Origin of the sequence: Sphingobium wenxiniae (assembly GCF_007830065.1) — a bacterium.
GTDB lineage: Bacteria > Pseudomonadota > Alphaproteobacteria > Sphingomonadales > Sphingomonadaceae > Sphingobium > Sphingobium wenxiniae.
This window is the reverse complement of record NZ_VLKK01000002.1, coordinates 52,086-67,758: the sequence shown is the minus strand read 5'-3', so window position 1 is coordinate 67,758 and position 15,673 is coordinate 52,086. Positions and strand designations below refer to the sequence as shown.

14 protein-coding genes are annotated in these 15,673 nt (G+C 65.0%); 9 read left to right on the top strand and 5 right to left on the bottom strand.

Annotated elements, in window-relative coordinates; genetic code table 11:
* The first annotated feature begins 241 nt into the window (after positions 1 to 241).
* The 4 genes from IQ35_RS02750 to IQ35_RS02735 all read left to right on the top strand — a co-directional run bounded on the left by IQ35_RS02750 (position 242) and on the right by IQ35_RS02735 (position 3,564).
* Positions 242 to 976, top strand: a complete 735-nt coding sequence (locus IQ35_RS02750) for an alpha/beta fold hydrolase (protein ID WP_242003272.1) — start codon at positions 242 to 244, stop codon at positions 974 to 976.
* 1 nt (position 977) lies between these two features.
* Positions 978 to 2,345 (top strand): MFS transporter, encoded by a 1,368-nt coding sequence (locus tag IQ35_RS02745; RefSeq protein ID WP_145071911.1) that lies wholly within the window; start codon positions 978 to 980, stop codon positions 2,343 to 2,345.
* A 56-nt stretch (positions 2,346 to 2,401) separates the two neighbouring features.
* On the top strand, positions 2,402 to 3,169 hold the full coding sequence (locus tag IQ35_RS02740; RefSeq protein WP_021246058.1) for an SDR family NAD(P)-dependent oxidoreductase: 768 nt from the start codon (positions 2,402 to 2,404) through the stop codon (positions 3,167 to 3,169).
* A gap of 149 nt (positions 3,170 to 3,318) precedes the next feature.
* Positions 3,319 to 3,564: a hypothetical protein gene (locus IQ35_RS02735; protein WP_145071910.1), complete on the top strand. Its 246-nt coding sequence runs from the start codon at positions 3,319 to 3,321 to the stop codon at positions 3,562 to 3,564.
* A 4-nt stretch (positions 3,565 to 3,568) separates the two neighbouring features.
* Here the strand turns inward: IQ35_RS02735 and IQ35_RS02730 are convergent, their stop codons facing one another.
* Entirely contained in the window at positions 3,569 to 4,306 is a 738-nt protein-coding gene (locus tag IQ35_RS02730; RefSeq protein ID WP_021246060.1) for an SDR family NAD(P)-dependent oxidoreductase, read from the bottom strand.
* Positions 4,307 to 4,468: 162 nt separating this feature from the next.
* Here IQ35_RS02730 and IQ35_RS02725 point away from each other — a divergent pair, with 162 nt between their 5' ends.
* Positions 4,469 to 5,233 carry an SDR family NAD(P)-dependent oxidoreductase gene (locus IQ35_RS02725; RefSeq protein WP_021246061.1) on the top strand — a complete coding sequence of 255 codons (765 nt, stop codon included), beginning with the start codon at positions 4,469 to 4,471 and terminating at the stop codon, positions 5,231 to 5,233.
* Between the two features lie 3 nt (positions 5,234 to 5,236).
* On the top strand, positions 5,237 to 6,076 hold the full coding sequence (locus IQ35_RS02720; protein WP_145071909.1) for an NAD(P)-dependent oxidoreductase: 840 nt from the start codon (positions 5,237 to 5,239) through the stop codon (positions 6,074 to 6,076).
* Between the two features lie 10 nt (positions 6,077 to 6,086).
* Here the strand turns inward: IQ35_RS02720 and IQ35_RS02715 are convergent, their stop codons facing one another.
* The gene (locus IQ35_RS02715; RefSeq protein WP_051187218.1) at positions 6,087 to 7,718 is read right to left on the bottom strand and encodes an MFS transporter; all 1,632 of its coding nucleotides are present in this window, start codon (positions 7,716 to 7,718) and stop codon (positions 6,087 to 6,089) included.
* 197 nt (positions 7,719 to 7,915) lie between these two features.
* Between IQ35_RS02715 and IQ35_RS02710 the strand changes: the two genes are divergently transcribed.
* Genes IQ35_RS02710 through IQ35_RS02700 form a run of 3 tightly spaced genes read left to right on the top strand, consistent with a single transcriptional unit; the run spans position 7,916 to position 10,626 of the window.
* Positions 7,916 to 8,542, top strand: coding sequence for a TetR/AcrR family transcriptional regulator (locus tag IQ35_RS02710; RefSeq protein ID WP_021246064.1), 627 nt, complete (start codon positions 7,916 to 7,918; stop codon positions 8,540 to 8,542).
* An 18-nt stretch (positions 8,543 to 8,560) separates the two neighbouring features.
* Positions 8,561 to 9,766 (top strand): aromatic ring-hydroxylating oxygenase subunit alpha, encoded by a 1,206-nt coding sequence (locus IQ35_RS02705; RefSeq protein ID WP_145071908.1) that lies wholly within the window; start codon positions 8,561 to 8,563, stop codon positions 9,764 to 9,766.
* Positions 9,763 to 10,626 (top strand): SDR family NAD(P)-dependent oxidoreductase, encoded by an 864-nt coding sequence (locus IQ35_RS02700; protein ID WP_145071907.1) that lies wholly within the window; start codon positions 9,763 to 9,765, stop codon positions 10,624 to 10,626. Before IQ35_RS02705 ends, IQ35_RS02700 begins: the two co-directional genes overlap by 4 nt.
* A gap of 85 nt (positions 10,627 to 10,711) precedes the next feature.
* Here IQ35_RS02700 and IQ35_RS02695 read toward each other — a convergent pair whose 3' ends face one another.
* The 3 genes from IQ35_RS02695 to IQ35_RS02685 are packed head-to-tail and all read right to left on the bottom strand — an operon-like array spanning position 10,712 to position 15,471.
* Positions 10,712 to 12,400: a GMC family oxidoreductase gene (locus IQ35_RS02695; protein WP_145071906.1), complete on the bottom strand. Its 1,689-nt coding sequence runs from the start codon at positions 12,398 to 12,400 to the stop codon at positions 10,712 to 10,714.
* 10 nt (positions 12,401 to 12,410) lie between these two features.
* Entirely contained in the window at positions 12,411 to 13,802 is a 1,392-nt protein-coding gene (locus IQ35_RS02690; protein ID WP_145071905.1) for an FAD-binding oxidoreductase, read from the bottom strand.
* 7 nt (positions 13,803 to 13,809) lie between these two features.
* Complete coding sequence (locus tag IQ35_RS02685) at positions 13,810 to 15,471, bottom strand: thiamine pyrophosphate-binding protein (RefSeq protein WP_145071904.1); 1,662 nt, start codon at positions 15,469 to 15,471, stop codon at positions 13,810 to 13,812.
* Positions 15,472 to 15,673 lie beyond the last annotated feature (202 nt).

Genomic DNA, 15,673 nt, shown 5'->3' with positions numbered 1-15,673 from the left:
CCGGCCGCGCCCTGCTGAAGGAAGATGGTCCTTGCAAGGGCCATTTCCCGATCGATCATATTCCGCCTCTACGCGAAAAGGCTGTGGCGATAGGGGTGGGCACGGCGATGTGGACGCGGAGGCTTTCCGCCTGGCGATGCCGGTGCCCAGGCACGGACTTGCCCTTCCGCTCTCCCGGTCATGCATGGCCGAGGGAGGGGGGCGCGCGTCGTTGACGCCGGACCGGAAGAGGAGAATATTGATGGACTTCGCATTTCTGCATGGCGGCGAGCAGGGAAGCTGGATCTGGGACGGCCTTATAGCCGCGATGGACCGGCAATCGTCGCCGGGCGAGCATCGCTTTTATCCGCTGGACGTGCCGGGGTGCGGTACGAAACGCGGCCGCGACACGGACGCCATCGCCTTTCCCGATATTGCGCCCGAGCTTGTCGCCGATCTCGACGCGGCGGGCCTGCGCGATGTCGTGCTGGTAGGCCATTCCCAGGCCGGCAACGTCATCCCGGCCATGCTGGCGCTCAGGCCCGGACTGTTCCGCCGCGCGATCTATGTCAGCTGCTCCGCGCCCGATCCGGGCAGGACCGTGGTCGAATCGACCTTCGCTATCCATGCGGGGCAAGACAGCGCCGTCGGCCGCTCCTTCGGCAACGATGCCGTTCCCCCCAAGGAACTCCATCGGCACATGTTCTGCAACGACATGAGCGCGGAGGAGGGGGATGCGTTCCTGGCGCTCCTGGGCAATGACCACTGGCCTGCCGACGCCTATGCCTGGAGGAACTGGAGCTACGACGACACGCTCCCGGTGGAGGCAAGCTATGTCGTCTGTCTGCAAGACGCGATTCTCCCGCCGGAATGGCAATATCGTTTTGCGGAACGTTTTCACGCGGCTAGAACGCCCCGGATCGATGCCGGACATCAGGCGATGACGACAAGGCCCCATATGCTGGCCGAAATAGTGCTGCACGAGGTCACGGACTGAAATGAACGGCAACATATCGACCATGCAGACTTCCCCTTCGCTGTCGCGTGCTATTATGGCGATATTGGCCGCGCCCAGCATCGTTCTGTCGGCTTTCACCCTGCCGCTGGCCGTCTATCTGCCGAGCTATTATTCCGGCTATCTCGGTCTTGACCTTGCCGCGGTGGGCACTGCCTTCATGGTGGTCCGCCTGCTCGATATCGGGGTCGATCCGGTCCTCGGCTTCCTGATGGACCGCACGCGCACCCCCATCGGGCGTTATCGTCCCTGGCTATTGCTGGGCGGGCCGCTCATCATGCTGTCCATCGGGATGCTGTTCATGGCGGATCGGGGTGTCGGCATTGCCCATCTGGTGATCTGGCTGCTGTTCGCTTATGGCGGCTGGTCCATTTTGGGGCTGGCGCAGCTGTCGCTCGCGGCCAACGTCACCTCGGACTATCATGAGCGTTCGCGGATGTTCGGTTGGTGGCAGGTCGCTTTCATGATCGGGATGCTGTTCGCGTTGCTGCTGCCCAAGCTCGTCTCCCTGATGGGCATGAACTCGGCCGCCGACGGCATGAGCGCAATGGCGTGGTTCGTCATCGCCGTGACGCCCATCGCGGTACTCCCCGCGGTGATATTCGTGCGCGAGCGCAAGCGGGTGGATCAGCAGCATTCGGCCGGGTGGCGCGCCTATGCCGCACTGATGCGGATCGGGCTGGTGCGGCGCGTCCTCGCCATCGAAGCGATGCTGGGTCTGGCGGCCGGCGGCACGGCGACGCTGATGCTGTTCTTCTTCACGAACGTGAAGGGCTTGCAACTGGCGGACGCGGGCATCCTGCTTATCGGCAACGCCATCGCCGGGCTGGTCGTGACCCCCTTGTGGGCTTATCTCGCCAAGCGGGTCGGCAAGCATCGCTCGCTCGCTATATCGGCCTGCTACTTCGCCCTGGCGCATAGCCTTCTTTATATTGCTCCGGGCGGCAATGTGTGGGTTCTGGCCGGCGTCATGATGCTTGGCGGGGCGGTCTATGGCGCAACCAGCATGTTGCCGCGATCCATGCTGGCGGACGTGGGCGACCATATCATGCTGGAAACGGGGCGTGATCAGACCGGCCTGCTTTATGCCCTGCTGACGGGCATCTGGAAGATCGGACAGGCGCTGGCGGTCGGCCTGATGTTCTGGGCATTGGACAAGGTCGGCTTCAACCCTTCGCCGGGCGTTGCCAATCCGCCCGGCGCCATAGTGGGCCTGGAGCTGCTTTTCCTGGGCTTCCCCGCGCTGTTGAGCCTGCTCGCCGTACCGGTAATTCTGCGTTATTCGTTGACCAGCGAGCGGCACCGGGAAATCCGGTCGGCGCTGGACGCCCGGCAAGCCGCCGCCGAATGAGGCGAGGCACGCAATCCGGGCCGATGGCGCGACTTTGACGTGAAGGAGAACAGGCCGTGAGTGTTACTGGCAAGCGTTTCATCGTCACCGGTTGCGCGACCGGGATGGGCAGGGCCACGGTTTCCGCCTTTGTGCGGGACGGAGCCCATGTCGTCGGCTTCTATCGCAGCAGCGGCGTCGAGGATGTCGAGCGCGAGATAGAGGGGATGCCCGGCAGGGCCAGCTTCATTCGCTGCGACGTGGCGGATGAAGGCCAGGTCAAGGATGCGACCGGGGAGGCCGTGCGGCGCCTCGGCGGGCTCGACGGGCTGGTTCATGCCGCCGCCATCGCACCGACGGTCCCGGCGGAGGATATCAGCTTTGCGCAGCTCAATGACGTCCTGCGCGTCAATATGGGCGGCACCATGCTGATCAACCAGGCGGTCTTTCCGCATCTCAAGGAAAAAGGTGGGCGTATCCTGAACTTCGCGTCCTCGACGGGCGCCACCGGCGCGGCGATGAAGGCCGATTATGCCGCGTCCAAGGGTGCGGTGCTGGCCTGGACGCGTTCGATCGCAGTCGCTTGGGCCAAATACGGGATCACCGTCAACGCGATCTGTCCTGTCATCATGACCGAGATGTACCGCGCCACCCGCGCGGCCCTGAGTCCGGCCCAACTGGCGGCGCATGACGATCAGATGGCCAGCGCAATCCCCCTTGGGGGCGCCTTTGGCGACCCGGATCGGGATTTCGCGCCGTTCGTCGTCTTCTATGCGGGCGACGGCGCGCGCTTCGTGACCGGGCAGACGCTTTCGGTCGATGGCGGGGCCTTCATGGTCCGGTAAGTGAAAGCCCGAAAGGACGATCGATGCTCTTGGCCGAAGTGCGAGTCGCTTATGATTCCGATGCCGCTATTGTTCGCTGTTCTCTGAAGGGTTTGCTGACCCCGGAGGTTGTTGAGAAGTATGAACGGTCCTTGCAACAGGAGGTGGCCTTGGCGCGCCAGAAATCGCCTCGGGTTCGGATGCTGTTCGACAGCGGCGAAGGGCTTGTCCAGCCTGCCGAAATCGTCAAGCGGCTGCGCGAGGTCGGCGACCGGGTTCGTCGGCCGGGCGATCGGCTCGCGGTCGTGGCCGGTTCCGCTCTGTTGAAGATGCAGGCGGAACGGACCACCGACGCCCAAAATGACGAGCAGGTCTTCCGCAGCGTTGCGGATGCGGAAGCCTGGCTCAAATCCTGATGCTCTAATAACCGCCGTCGGCCTGGTAGAAAGCGCCGGTGACGTAGCTGGAATGGGGACTCGCCAACGCCAGCGCGGCCGTCACAATTTCTTCCGGCTTGCCGGGGCGGCCAAGCAGGTTGGTGCTCTTTTCGCGCATTTCGGGCGTCCATGCCTTCGCGATGTCGGTCAGGAAGGGACCGGCCGACAGGACGTTGACGCGGACCGTGGGGGCGAATTCGGCGGCAAGCGAGCGGCTCATCGCATTGAGCGCCGCCTTCGCGGCGCCATAAGGCACCACTCCCGGCAGCGGCATGACCGCGCCGGAGGAGGAGACGTTAATGATGACGCCGCCTTCGCCTTCCTTCATGCGCTGGGCGATCTTCGCCGCTATGCGGAACGGTCCCTTGAAGTTCAGGCCCACGACCTTGTCGAAGAGATCCTCGGTATAGTCGGCGCTGGGCATGGCCGGTCCCATGCCTGCATTGTTGATTGCGATGTCGATCCGGCCGAATTCCGCGTAGGCGCGTTCCAGCATATGATCGATCTCGTCCCATTTCCCGGCATGGGCGCCGATCGCGAGCGCGCGGCGGCCGAGGGCGCGGACCTCCTTTGCCACCTCCTCGCATGCGTCCTCCTTGCGGCTGGTGATGATGAGGTCGGCGCCGCGTGCGGCGAAGGCGCGGACCATTTCCAGGCCCAGGCCGCGGCTCCCGCCGGTGACGAGCACGATCTTGCCGGTGAAATCGAAAAGAGGATCCATCTCCTGCTCCCTATATTTCGTCGATTGCAATGATGATCACATCAATCGAAAATGCGATGATGAGCCGGCTTAACGGTTTCGATGGACATTTGTCTATCGATTCGTGAATCATCGCATAAGTGAAATGGCGGCCTGCGGTGCCGCCATATGGAGAGGAGGCATATGACAAGCGCAACCCCCTATGCAGGCAGGATCGCCTTCGTCACCGGCGCGGCCCGCGGCTTTGGCAAAGCCTTTTCGGAAGCGTTGAGCGGAAGCGGCGCCCATGTCGTGATGACCGACCGGGACGCAGACGCGCTCCAGGCGGCGGCGGCTGAAATTCGCGCAAGGGGCGGCAGAGTGAGCGCGCTGACTTGCGACGTTTCCGATGAGGGCGATGTGGCGGCCGCCATGGAGGCGGTGCGGCGCGATCATGGCGGCCTCGACATCCTCATCAACAATGCCGGGCTGCATTCGGAGGAATATAACACCACCATGGCGAATACCGGCATCGCCGGACTGCGCCGCCTGTTCGACGTCAATGTGATGGGCGTCATCATCTGTACGCTGGCTGCCGCGCCGCTGATGGCGGGGCGGGAGGGCGCGTCGATCGTCAATATCTCCTCCACTGCCGCCTATCCGGTGCCGACTGCCTATGGCGTGTCCAAGCTCGCGGTTCGGGGACTGACCACGGCGTTTGCGCGGGAACTGGGCGGGAGCGGAGTGCGGGTGAACGCCATTGCGCCGGGCCTCATCATGACCGATACGATCCGGGCCGAACTCAGTCCGCAGACCGTGGCCTATGTGCAGGCGCAGCAGGTTCTGGGGCGGGAGGGTGTACCGCAGGACATCGTCAATGCGATGCTCTATCTCACCTCGCCCGCCGCGTCCTTCGTGACCGGCGAGACGTTGAAGGTCGGCGGCGGCTTCACGCTGGGAATGGGGTAGGCCATGGCTGACAGGATGAAGATCGGCTTTATCGGGGTGGGCGACCAGGGCGGGCCGATCGCCCGGCGGATCGTCGAAAGCGGCTTCGACCTGACACTATGGGCGCGGCGTGCGGAATCGCTCCAGCCCTATGCCGATACGGCCGCGACCTGCGCGCCGTCGATAGCCGCTCTGGGCGAGGCCTGCGACATTGTGGGCGTGTGCGTCTATGCCGATGCCGATGTCGAGCAGGTCGTCGGCCCGTTGCTGGCGGCGATGCGGCGCGGCGGCATCATCCTGATTCATTCCACCGCCAGCCCGGGCCTGTGCAAGGCTCTGACGACAAAGGGCCGGGTGCGGGGCGTCGCGGTGCTCGACGCGCCGGTCAGCGGCGGCCGCGCGCGTGCGGCGGCGGGCGAGATGACGGTGATGGTCGGTGGGGACCGCGATGCTTATGAGCGCGCCCTGCCGGTGCTCGAGACGTTCGCAAAGAAGATCGCCTGGCTCGGCGAGGCCGGTTCGGGGCAGATCTGCAAGCTCATCAACAATGCGGTCGCGACGGTGCATTTCGCGACGGCGCTAGCCTTTTTCGAGGCGGGTGAAAGGATGGGGCTGGACCGGGCGGCATTGGCGGGAATGCTGGCGAGCGGGTCGGCGCGGTCCTACGGGATCGAAGCGATGGCGGCCCCGACGCCGGAGAGTCTGGCTTTCGGTCTTTCCCGGCTGGAGAAGGATGTCGGCCTGATGCTCGATGTGCTGGACGAGAGCGGCCTTCACGAGTCGCGCGCCGCGGCACAATCGCGCCGGGGGGTTCAGGATTTCGCGGCTGCGGCGGCGGAAGCGGGGCAGCGTCCCGGCGTGTGAAGGCGCCGTTTCAGTTGTCGGGCGCGTCCTCTTTCCAGCGCACGGAACCGAAGGGACGTTCCAGCAGGCGCCGCACGCTCATTTCATGTCCGTCTTTGAGGAAGCTGTGCGCGTCCAGATGGACTTGCATCTCCTCCGGTGTATTGCGATCGCGCTGGCGCAGATAATCGTGCCAGGTCGGGCAGTGGAAGCGCTCCACCCAGATTTCCGGATCCTGGATATCCCGCGCGATGGACCAGTCGAACGCGCCGTTCCGGCAACGCACGGAACGAACCGCCAGCATGCGTCCATAAAATTCCCGCGCCGCGTTGGCAGGCACCCGATAGTCCAACTCCACCACTATTGGCCCGCTACGTCCCGTCAGCGCGAGATTGACTTCCGGATCGGTCAGCTTGACGGGCTCCCGGTCGGTTTCGGGGATTTTCGCGATGCGCAGCCGAAGGGCGAGAAGCAGCGTCGCCGTCAGCAGCCCCGCGGACCCGAACAGCGCATGTTTGACGTCGAACTCTTCGGCAATATAACCCCAAAACCAGCTCCCCAGCGCGATGCCGCCCGCGCTGGCGGCATTATAGGTGGCCAGCAGCCGGCCCGAGGCCCATCGCGGCGCCGATGTCTGGATCACCACGTTGAGCAAGGTCAGCGCGATCATCCATCCTGTCCCGGCGACGATCAGCGCAAGGCAGGTGAGCGGCGCATAGCCGCTCATGGCGATCGTGGCGATGGAGGCCGACACCACAATGGCTGCGAGCGATACCGTCGCTTCCTCGGAGAAGCTGCGCCGTATCCGGTTCAGGCTGATCGCGCCGAGTACCGCGCCGATGCCAAAGCAGCCGAGCAGGAGGCCGAAGATTTCCGCCGTCCCGTGCAGCAGGTTGCGTGCGACGAGCGGCAGCAGCGCGGCGACCGAACCGCCCGCGAAACAGAAGGTGAAGGTACGGATCAGTACAACCCGGATCGGCGGCGAATGGAAGACATAGCGTATGCCGGCGCTTACGGCCCGATCGATGCGCTCGGGCGGCAGACGTGACGGCACAGGCTCGCGCTTCCACAGGAACATGACCAGGAGCAGCGGCAAATATCCCATTGCCGTCGAGGCAAATGCCGTAACCGCGCCCGCCACCGCGACGACGATGCCGCCGATGGCAGGGCCGAAGCTGCGCGCGATGTTGAAACTGATGACGTTGAGCGCGACCGCCTGCGGCAGCGTCTCGCGCGGCACCTGTTCGCCCACCGATGCCTGCCAGGCCGGGGCGAACAGCGCCATGCCGGTGCCGATGAGGAAGCAGAAGCCGAGGATCACCCACGGGGTTACCAGCCCAAACAGGGTCGATGTCGCCAGCGCCGTCGCCGACAGAAGCGACAGGCAGAGCGACACCAGCCCGATTTTGCGCCGGTCGTACATGTCCGCCAGCGCGCCCGCCGGGATCGACAGCAGCATCATGGGAGACATGAGCGCGGTCTGCACCAGCGCCACCATATCCGCCTGAGGCGTCAGCAGCGTCATCTGCCACGCCGCGGCCACGGCCAGGAACATGAAACCCAGATTCGACAGCAGGCTTGCAAGCCAAATTCTTCGGAACAGCGGGGTACGCAACGGCGCTATCATGCTGCCTTTCGCGCCGACGCGTTCCGTGACCGACATTTCCATTCTGCCTGAACCTTCCCCCGCCGCGGCGCATGCCCGGCCCGTCCGCCCCTACTATGCAGCTTGCCTCAACGTAACCCCCCAATAGCACCGAAATATCGGGTCCTGTCGGACAATCTCCACGCAGGCGCCAAACGCGCTTGACTCGATACACAAATAGATCCAAATACAAACTTGTATCCGAAGGAGACATCATGGCCGCTGCGCGTCTATCACGGAAGGAAAGCCAGGAAGTCACTCGTGCCCGGCTCCGCAGTTCGGCGATCCAGGCGTTCGCGCGGCACGGCATAGCGGGCTCCCGGATCGAAACGATCGCGGAAGGAGCGGGCTATTCGCGCGGCGCCTTCTATTCCAACTATCGCACGAAGCTGGACCTTCTGGTCGATCTGCTCCGCGAAAAGCAGATCAGGGAAATTCAGCTCTGGCGCGAGGTATTGTCGCACACGGTCGATCTGGAATCGGACATGGCGCAGCTCGCGGCGCGCTATGACGGCCTGACGAACGTGCGCGAACGCGCGATGCTCAACAGCGAGCTTCAACTGGAGGCGGATCGCAACGAGGCGTTCCGGCCCATTTTCCAGGCCTATCTGGATGCGGTCTATGCCGAGACCCGGACCTTGTTCGAACTTATGCTTGAACGGCACGGCAAACGCGCTCCCGCCAATCTCGACGCCATTCTCGTGACCATTCGCCTGCTGGGGCTTGGTCTGGGGTCGCCGAGCATATTGGGAACGGAAATTGTCGGCCGGACCAGTCCGGGAACGATCATGCTCCAATTTTTAAGCAGCGTCATGGCGTCCGCGCCAGCCGCGAATTCATAAAGGCAGAGCTGGAGAGAGATGATGATGAAGGACATTGAGAATCGCGAAGCGATCAACGACATGGCGCGGGAACTGCTGCGGCTGATGGCGGCCGGAACGACCCATATGGTCGACGACGTCCGCCGCGTTCCCGCCGGCGATTATCTCGACGAGGAGCGGTTCCAGACGGAGCGCACGAAGCTGTTCCGCGAGACGCCGCTGGTCGTCGCATTCACCGCCGAACTGCGTGAACCGGGCAGCTTCAAGCTGCATGAGGAAACCGGCGTTTCGGTGCTGGTCGTCCGTAACGAACAGGGCCAGGCGAAGGCGTTCGTCAATGCCTGCCGCCATCGCGGCGCCAAGCTGACGGAAGAACCCTGCGGCAAGCAGAAGCGTTTCACCTGCCCCTATCATGCCTGGTCGTTCGACCTGAACGGCGCGCTGGCGTCGCTCCCGGCCAACAATCTGTTCGGCGATGTCGACAAGGCGACGCTGGGTCTGGTCGAGCTGCCGTGCGAAGAGCGGCATGGCATGATCTTCGCGGTACTGACGCCCGGCGCAGCCATGGATCTCGACAGCTTCCTGTCGGGCGGCGAAGATCTGCTGCGCGGCTGGCATCTGGAGCGCAATACGTTGGTCGGGCGGCGCGATCTCGAAACCCGCGCCAACTGGAAGCTGGCGCTCGACAGCTATTGCGAGAATTATCACTTCCACGTGCTGCATTCCGCCGATTTCAGCTACAAGGTGAAGAACTGCGCCCATCATGTCCGCTTCGGCGACAAGGGCCAGCATTGGTATCTCGCCTGGCCCAGCAAGTCGCTGGAGGAACTCCGCAACGTGCCCGAATCCGAGTGGCAGGACGTGCACAGCCATTTCAGCATCCTGCACTTCATCTATCCCAATACGATCATGGCGCTCTATCCGGAAACTCTATCGGTCAAACAGCTTTATCCGGGCGCAAGCGTGGCGGAGCAGAATACGAAGATGGCCTTCTTCAGCCGCGAGGCCGATCCTTCAGAGGAGGTGAAGCAACTCATTCAGAACCGCTTCGATGTCTTTTACAAAGTTCTCCAGCAGGAAGATTACTGGGTTTGCGGCGGCGCATATAAGAACCTGGAATCGGGTATGTTGCCCGAAATCCTGTTCGGCCGGAACGAGCCTGCGCTCACCTGGCTGCATGACGCGCTGGACGAGGGGGTCGGCGTCAAACCGGCTGAAAAGGTGCGCGAAATCATCGCGGCGTGACGGTTGCGACAGGGGTGGGGCGGCTTGCCGGCAAGGTCGTGCTCGTCACGGGCGCCGGCCGCGGCCTCGGCCGGGCGACCGCGCTCCATCTCGCATCGGCAGGCGCGCGCGTTGCTGTCAATGATCTCGACCCCGTTCTGGTGGCCGAGCGTGTGGAGGAGATCGCCGCAGCCGGGGGCAGGGCGCTGGCCGTCCCCGGTTCCGTCGCCGATTGGGACATGGCGGAACGCATGGTCGGCGATACCGCTGCGCATTTCGGGCGCTTCGATGGCCTCGTGAACAATGCCGGGCTGCACTATCGCGCCATGCCCTGGGAGGAAAATCCCGTACGCGTCCGCACGGCCGTGGAGGTCAATGTCCTCGGCTCGCTCTACTGCGCCATTCACGCGGCGACCTATTTCCGCGCACAGGGATCGGGGGCCGTGGTCAACATCGCATCGGCCGGGGCGCTGGGCGCGCCGCAACGGGCGGTCTATGGCGCGTCCAAGGGCGCAATCCTGTCCTTTACCTATGGACTTGCCCGCGATGTGGCGCCTTATGGCATCCGCGTGAATGCGCTGGCGCCGCTCGCCGCGACGCGGATGACCGATCCGACGCTGGACGGCGAGGGCGAGGGCAACGATCATGGGGCGCAGGCGGGCGAGTTCGCCGCAATGCCCGACCCGTCGGAGATCGCGCCGGCCATCGCCTGGCTGCTCTCCGACTCCGCCTCTTCCGTGACCGGGCAGGTGGTCCGCTTCAATGGCCGAACGCTTTCCCTTATCGATCCGCCGGCGCTATCCGACAGGCGTTATGAGCAGGATCGCTGGACAAGCGACGATATCGGCGAAGCGCTCGCCCGCCTCACCGCAACGTCCTGAAAGCCGCCGGCATCGCCGTCCCCGTGCGGGCGATGACGAGCATCGCCGCGCGCCCAGATGCCGGGATCGTGGCGGCCTGCCTGGATCAGCCTTCGTCCAATATCGTCTGCGCCATTTTTTCCGCCAGCATGATGGTGGGAATATTGGTGTTGCCGCCGGTGATCGACGGGAAGGCGGAGGCGTCCGCCACGCGCAATCCCGCGATGCCCTTGACCCGGCCATCGGGGAGCAGGGGCGCCATGCGGTCGTCCGGCGCCCCCATCCGGCAGGAGCAAGTCGCATGCCAGACGCCCGCGACGGCCGAGCGGATGAACGCCTCCAGCTTCGCGTCGTCGGTCATCAGCGTGGCGAGCGTGTCGCCCTCCATCACCGCGCGTTCGAGAAACTGCCGGCGCATCCACGCCGGACCGTCGAGGAACAGTGCCGCGATCCGGGTGAGGATGCGGTTCTTCAGGTTGATCGTGCCGATCTGCCGCACCTTCTCGCTATAGCTGGCGGGGAACGGGTCGGAGATCGCATCGGCCATCAGCGGCGACATATGGACCGCCGCCATGCGGCGAAAGCCCGCCATCAGCCGTTCGACATCGCGGCTGTCGGACAGCAGGCTGAAATCGACCGAAGCGGGCGCGGCGGGGTCGGCGGACACCAGCCACACCCGCCCGTCTTCCGACATCGGCCGGTTGATCCAGATGGCGAGCGTGCCGAGCCGCTCGCCCACCGCGTGCCATGCCGCCTTGGTGGACACGATGCCGGTCATGTCGCCGGCCGGATACCGGGCCGCGTCGGTGGAGAAGCGCAGTCCCAGCGTGATGTGCCGCCGCTCGCCCCGCAGGCGAGAGGCGGGCGGCAGGAAACTGGCGATCGCGACCGAAGGATGGTCGGACAGGCCCCGTCCCACGCCGGGCTGGTCGGCACGCACATCGATGCCGATTTCGCGCAGATCGGCCGCCGGGCCGATGCCTGCGCGCAGCAATATTGCCGGCGTGAACAACGCGCCGGCGCACAGGATGACGGTATTGCCCGCGATATCCTCGCCCCGCACCCGCACGCCGGTGACGCGCGCGCCGTCGAACAGCAGGCTCTCGACCGTGGCGTCCGTGCGGATCGTCAGGTTCTTGCGCGCGCGCACCGCGGGCGTCAGCCACGCCATGGCGACACTCACCCGATGGTCGTCTATGTTGGAAATGGTCGTCGGATAGTGGCCGTCCTCGAACTGGCCGTTCTGGTCGGCGAGGAAGGGCAGCCCTGCTTCGGTCAGGGCGGCCGAGAACGCCTTGGCCTGGCCGGGCCAGCGGTCGACCGGGACGCGGCGGATCGGGAGCGGCCCGTCATTTCCGTGCAGCGATCCGCTGAAATCCCGGTCGTTCTCCAGCTTGCGGAAATAGGGCAGGACATCGTCCCAGCCCCAGCCGGCCGCGCCGCGCCTGACCCATTCCTCATAGTCCCATGGCACGCCGCGATTGGCCATCTGCCCATTGATCGCCGAACTGCCGCCCAGAACCCTGCCCTGTTCGTAGCGGCGCAGCGGCGGGGACGCGCCCGGCGGATTGTTGCCGCGCGGCGCAACCGTCACGCGCCTGTCCGTCCACACGAAGCGCGCGTCGAGATAGGCGCTGCCCGGATAGCTGTCGAGAATGGTGGCGGGCTCCTTGCCCGGCGGCGTATCGGGGCCGGCTTCCAGCAGGAGAACGGTGTTGGCGCTCCGTTCGGACAGGCGGCTCGCCATGACGGCGCCCGAGGACCCGCCCCCGACGATGATGTGGCTATATGTCATGCGGGGCTGCTCAGTCGAATATCTTGCCGGGATTGAGTATGTTCAGCGGATCGAAGGCGCGCTTGACCGTCCGCATGGCTTCCACGGCGCCCTCACCGAACTCGACCGGCGCCCACTTCTTCTTGGCGAGGCCCATGCCGTGCTCGCCCGAACAGGTGCCGTCCATGCGGATCGCGCGCTCGATCAGCCGGTCCATGAACCGATGCGCCTGCTCCTGTTCCCTGTCGCTCTTGGGGTCGAGTAGCAGCAGGACGTGAAAGTTGCCATCGCCGACATGGCCGGAGATGGGGCCGGGGAAATCCACCTTTTCAAGGTCGGCATGGGTTTCGCTCAAACATTCGGCCAGCCGGGAGATCGGGACCGTGACGTCGGTGGCCAGGACGAGGCTGCCGGGGCGGGCGTGCAGCGACGACGCGCCGTTATTGTGGCGCGCGGTCCATATCTGCTCCCGCTCGCCGCGATCGGTCGCAAAGACGAAGCCCTGGCCGCCGAAATCCCGCGCCACGCCTTCCATCAGATCGGCATGGGCGCGGTTTGCCTCCGGCACGCCGTCGAACTCGATGAAGAGGTGCGGCAGATTGGGCAGGCCGAGATTCATATATCCGTTGCAATATTCGATCTGGAGCGCGTCCATGATCTCGATCTTGGCTATGGGCACGCCTAGCTGGATGGTCGCGATCACCGTGTTCATCGCTGCTTCCAGGTCCGGAAAGGCGCAGGTCGCGGCCATGATCGTCTCGGGTATGCCCTGAAGACGCAGCGTCACCTCGGTAATCACGCCCAGCGTACCCGCCGCGCCGACGAACAGATGGGTGAGGTCGTAACCCGCCGCCGACTTGCGCGCCCGCCCGCCCGTCCTGATGACCTCGCCATTGGCGAGAACCACGGTAAGGCCCAGCACCTGTTCCCGCATGGTGCCGTAGCGGATCGCCGTGGTGCCCGACGCGCGCAGGCTGGCCATGCCGCCGATGGAGGCATGGGGGCAGGCATCGATGGGAAAGAACAGGCCCGTGTCGCGCAAATAGCTGTTGAGCCCATCGCGCGTGATCCCGGCCTGCACCGTGCAGTCCTGATCCTCCGCCGACAGCCGCAGCACCGCGTCCATCCGCGACAGGTCCAGCGAGATTCCCCCAAGCAGCGCGGCCGTATTGCCGTCGACGGACGTGCCCGCGCCCCAGGGGATCAAAGGCATGCCATGGTCGCGACACAGGCGCAGCGCCTCCACGATCTCCTGCGTCGTGCTGGCATAGAGCACCCCGTCGGTCGGCAGGCGGATGCCGCTGCTGTTGCCGTGCAGGCCGCACACGCTGGCGGAGGTGGTGAACCGATCGCCGAATGCCGTGGCGAAGGCGGCGACACCGGCGCTGTGGTCGGGGCGGGGCGGAAAGGACAGGTCGGTCATGGCTGCGTCACTGATCCTCGAAACCGACCGGCATCAACAGGGCGTTGGGACCGTTGGCCGAATCCGCCCATGCCTCCTCCACCGCGGCGCGCAGGTCGTCATCCGGCGACAGGCGGCGGCAGGGTATGCCAAAGCCCCGGATCATCTCCGCCAGATCCGGGCCTGTCTCGCGCATGTCCATGTTGAGATAGCCGGGCTTTTGCGGACTGGCGTCGCGTCCCAGCTCCGCGAGATATTGCCGTTCATAATTACGGGTCGAACCATAGCCGTGATTGTCGAGAACGATCAGCGTGACGGGCAGGTTCATCGCCTTCAGCGTCCACAGGCCCGCCATGCCGAACCGCACGCTGCCATCGCCCAGAACGCATGTCACCGGCTCGCCCGAGGCCAGTGCAATGCCTGCCGCCGCGCCGGTCGCCCAGCCCAGCGACGCGCCGTTGGTCCCGGCATAGCGCCGCCCGTCCCTTGCGGTCTGCGCATTTATGACGAAGCCCGATGCCATGACCGATTCGTCCACCAGCCAGCCGCGCTCCATGGCGTCATGGAGCGGCGCGACGCATTTTTCAAAGCCGTCGAACAGGCGGGCCAGGGCATTGCCGGGCCGCCGCGCGGCCACCCTGGGCACGCACCAGTCGGCCCGCGCGGCGATCAGCGTCGCGGCCGGCGGCGCCGCGTCGAGAGCTTCCAGCAGGGTGGCGGTGAAAACGGCCGGATCGCTCGCCGATATCCAGTCGAAACGGCGCATCGCCTCCAGCCGCTTGGGATCGACATTCACCTGCGCCACGAAGCGCGCCTTGGCGAAATACTCGCCCTTGCGCGGGCTTGCCTCGGTCATCGCCCGGGTGCCGAGCAGCAGCACCACGTCGGCATCTGGCTCAAGGCCCGACATCGCCATGCCGCCCCGGCAATGGCTGTGCCCCGGTGCGATGCCCAATGCGTCGATCAGGCCGCTTTCGTAGACAACCGGGATGTTGTGGCGCTCGGCCAGCTGTTCGAGCGCCTGCGCGCCGCCGAGCCTGCGCACCTGTCCGCCCACCACGATCAGCGGACGCTCGGCGGTGCGCAACTGATCGGCCACGGCGCCGACATCGGGCACGGACGGCGCGCCATGGCTCGAATAGCGTTCCGTCTTGACCGGGGCGGGATCCCGCAACACATCCTCGCACATCGACAGGAAGACGGGACCGCCCGGCGTCCCTTCCGCCACGCGCTTGGCATGTTCCAGCCAACTGCGCGGCGACGCGCCCTTGGTCAGTTCATGCGCCAACCGGGTGAAGGGCTTGACCAGAGGCACTGTGTCGCCTTCGCAATAGGCGCCCAGCTCCGTGCGCGCGGTCGATACCTGCTGCGAGGACAGCAGGATCAGCGGTGAATCGTCGCGTCCGGCATTGTAGATGTTGGCGAGCCCGTTGGCGGTGCCCGGCAGCATGTAGAGCATTGCCATCGCCGAGCCCTTCACGCGCGCATAGCCGTCCGCCGCGGCCACCGTCACCGATTCGTGGATGGTGGGCACGAAGGTGATGTCGGTCCTTTGCAAAGTATGGAAGATCGAGACGAGCTGGCTGCCCGGAAGCCCGAATATATGGTCGTAGCCATGGTCGACCATGAAATCGACGATCTCGTGGGCGCCGGTTTTTCCAGGCGTCGCCTGCGTCTCTCCGTTTTCCATATTCAGTCCTTATGGTGTGCAGGCCGGTCGGCCGGGCAGGTAATTAACCCAATTGCCTTAATTATGCCGAGGTCAGGGGAGATGAGTCAACCAGTCCGACGGGACAACATAGGTGAGATGATATCTTGTCCATCCGGCACGCTGTCCTTTCGGCTTGTCCATGGCGATCGTCATATCAGGCATATAGGTTCCCATAATGCTG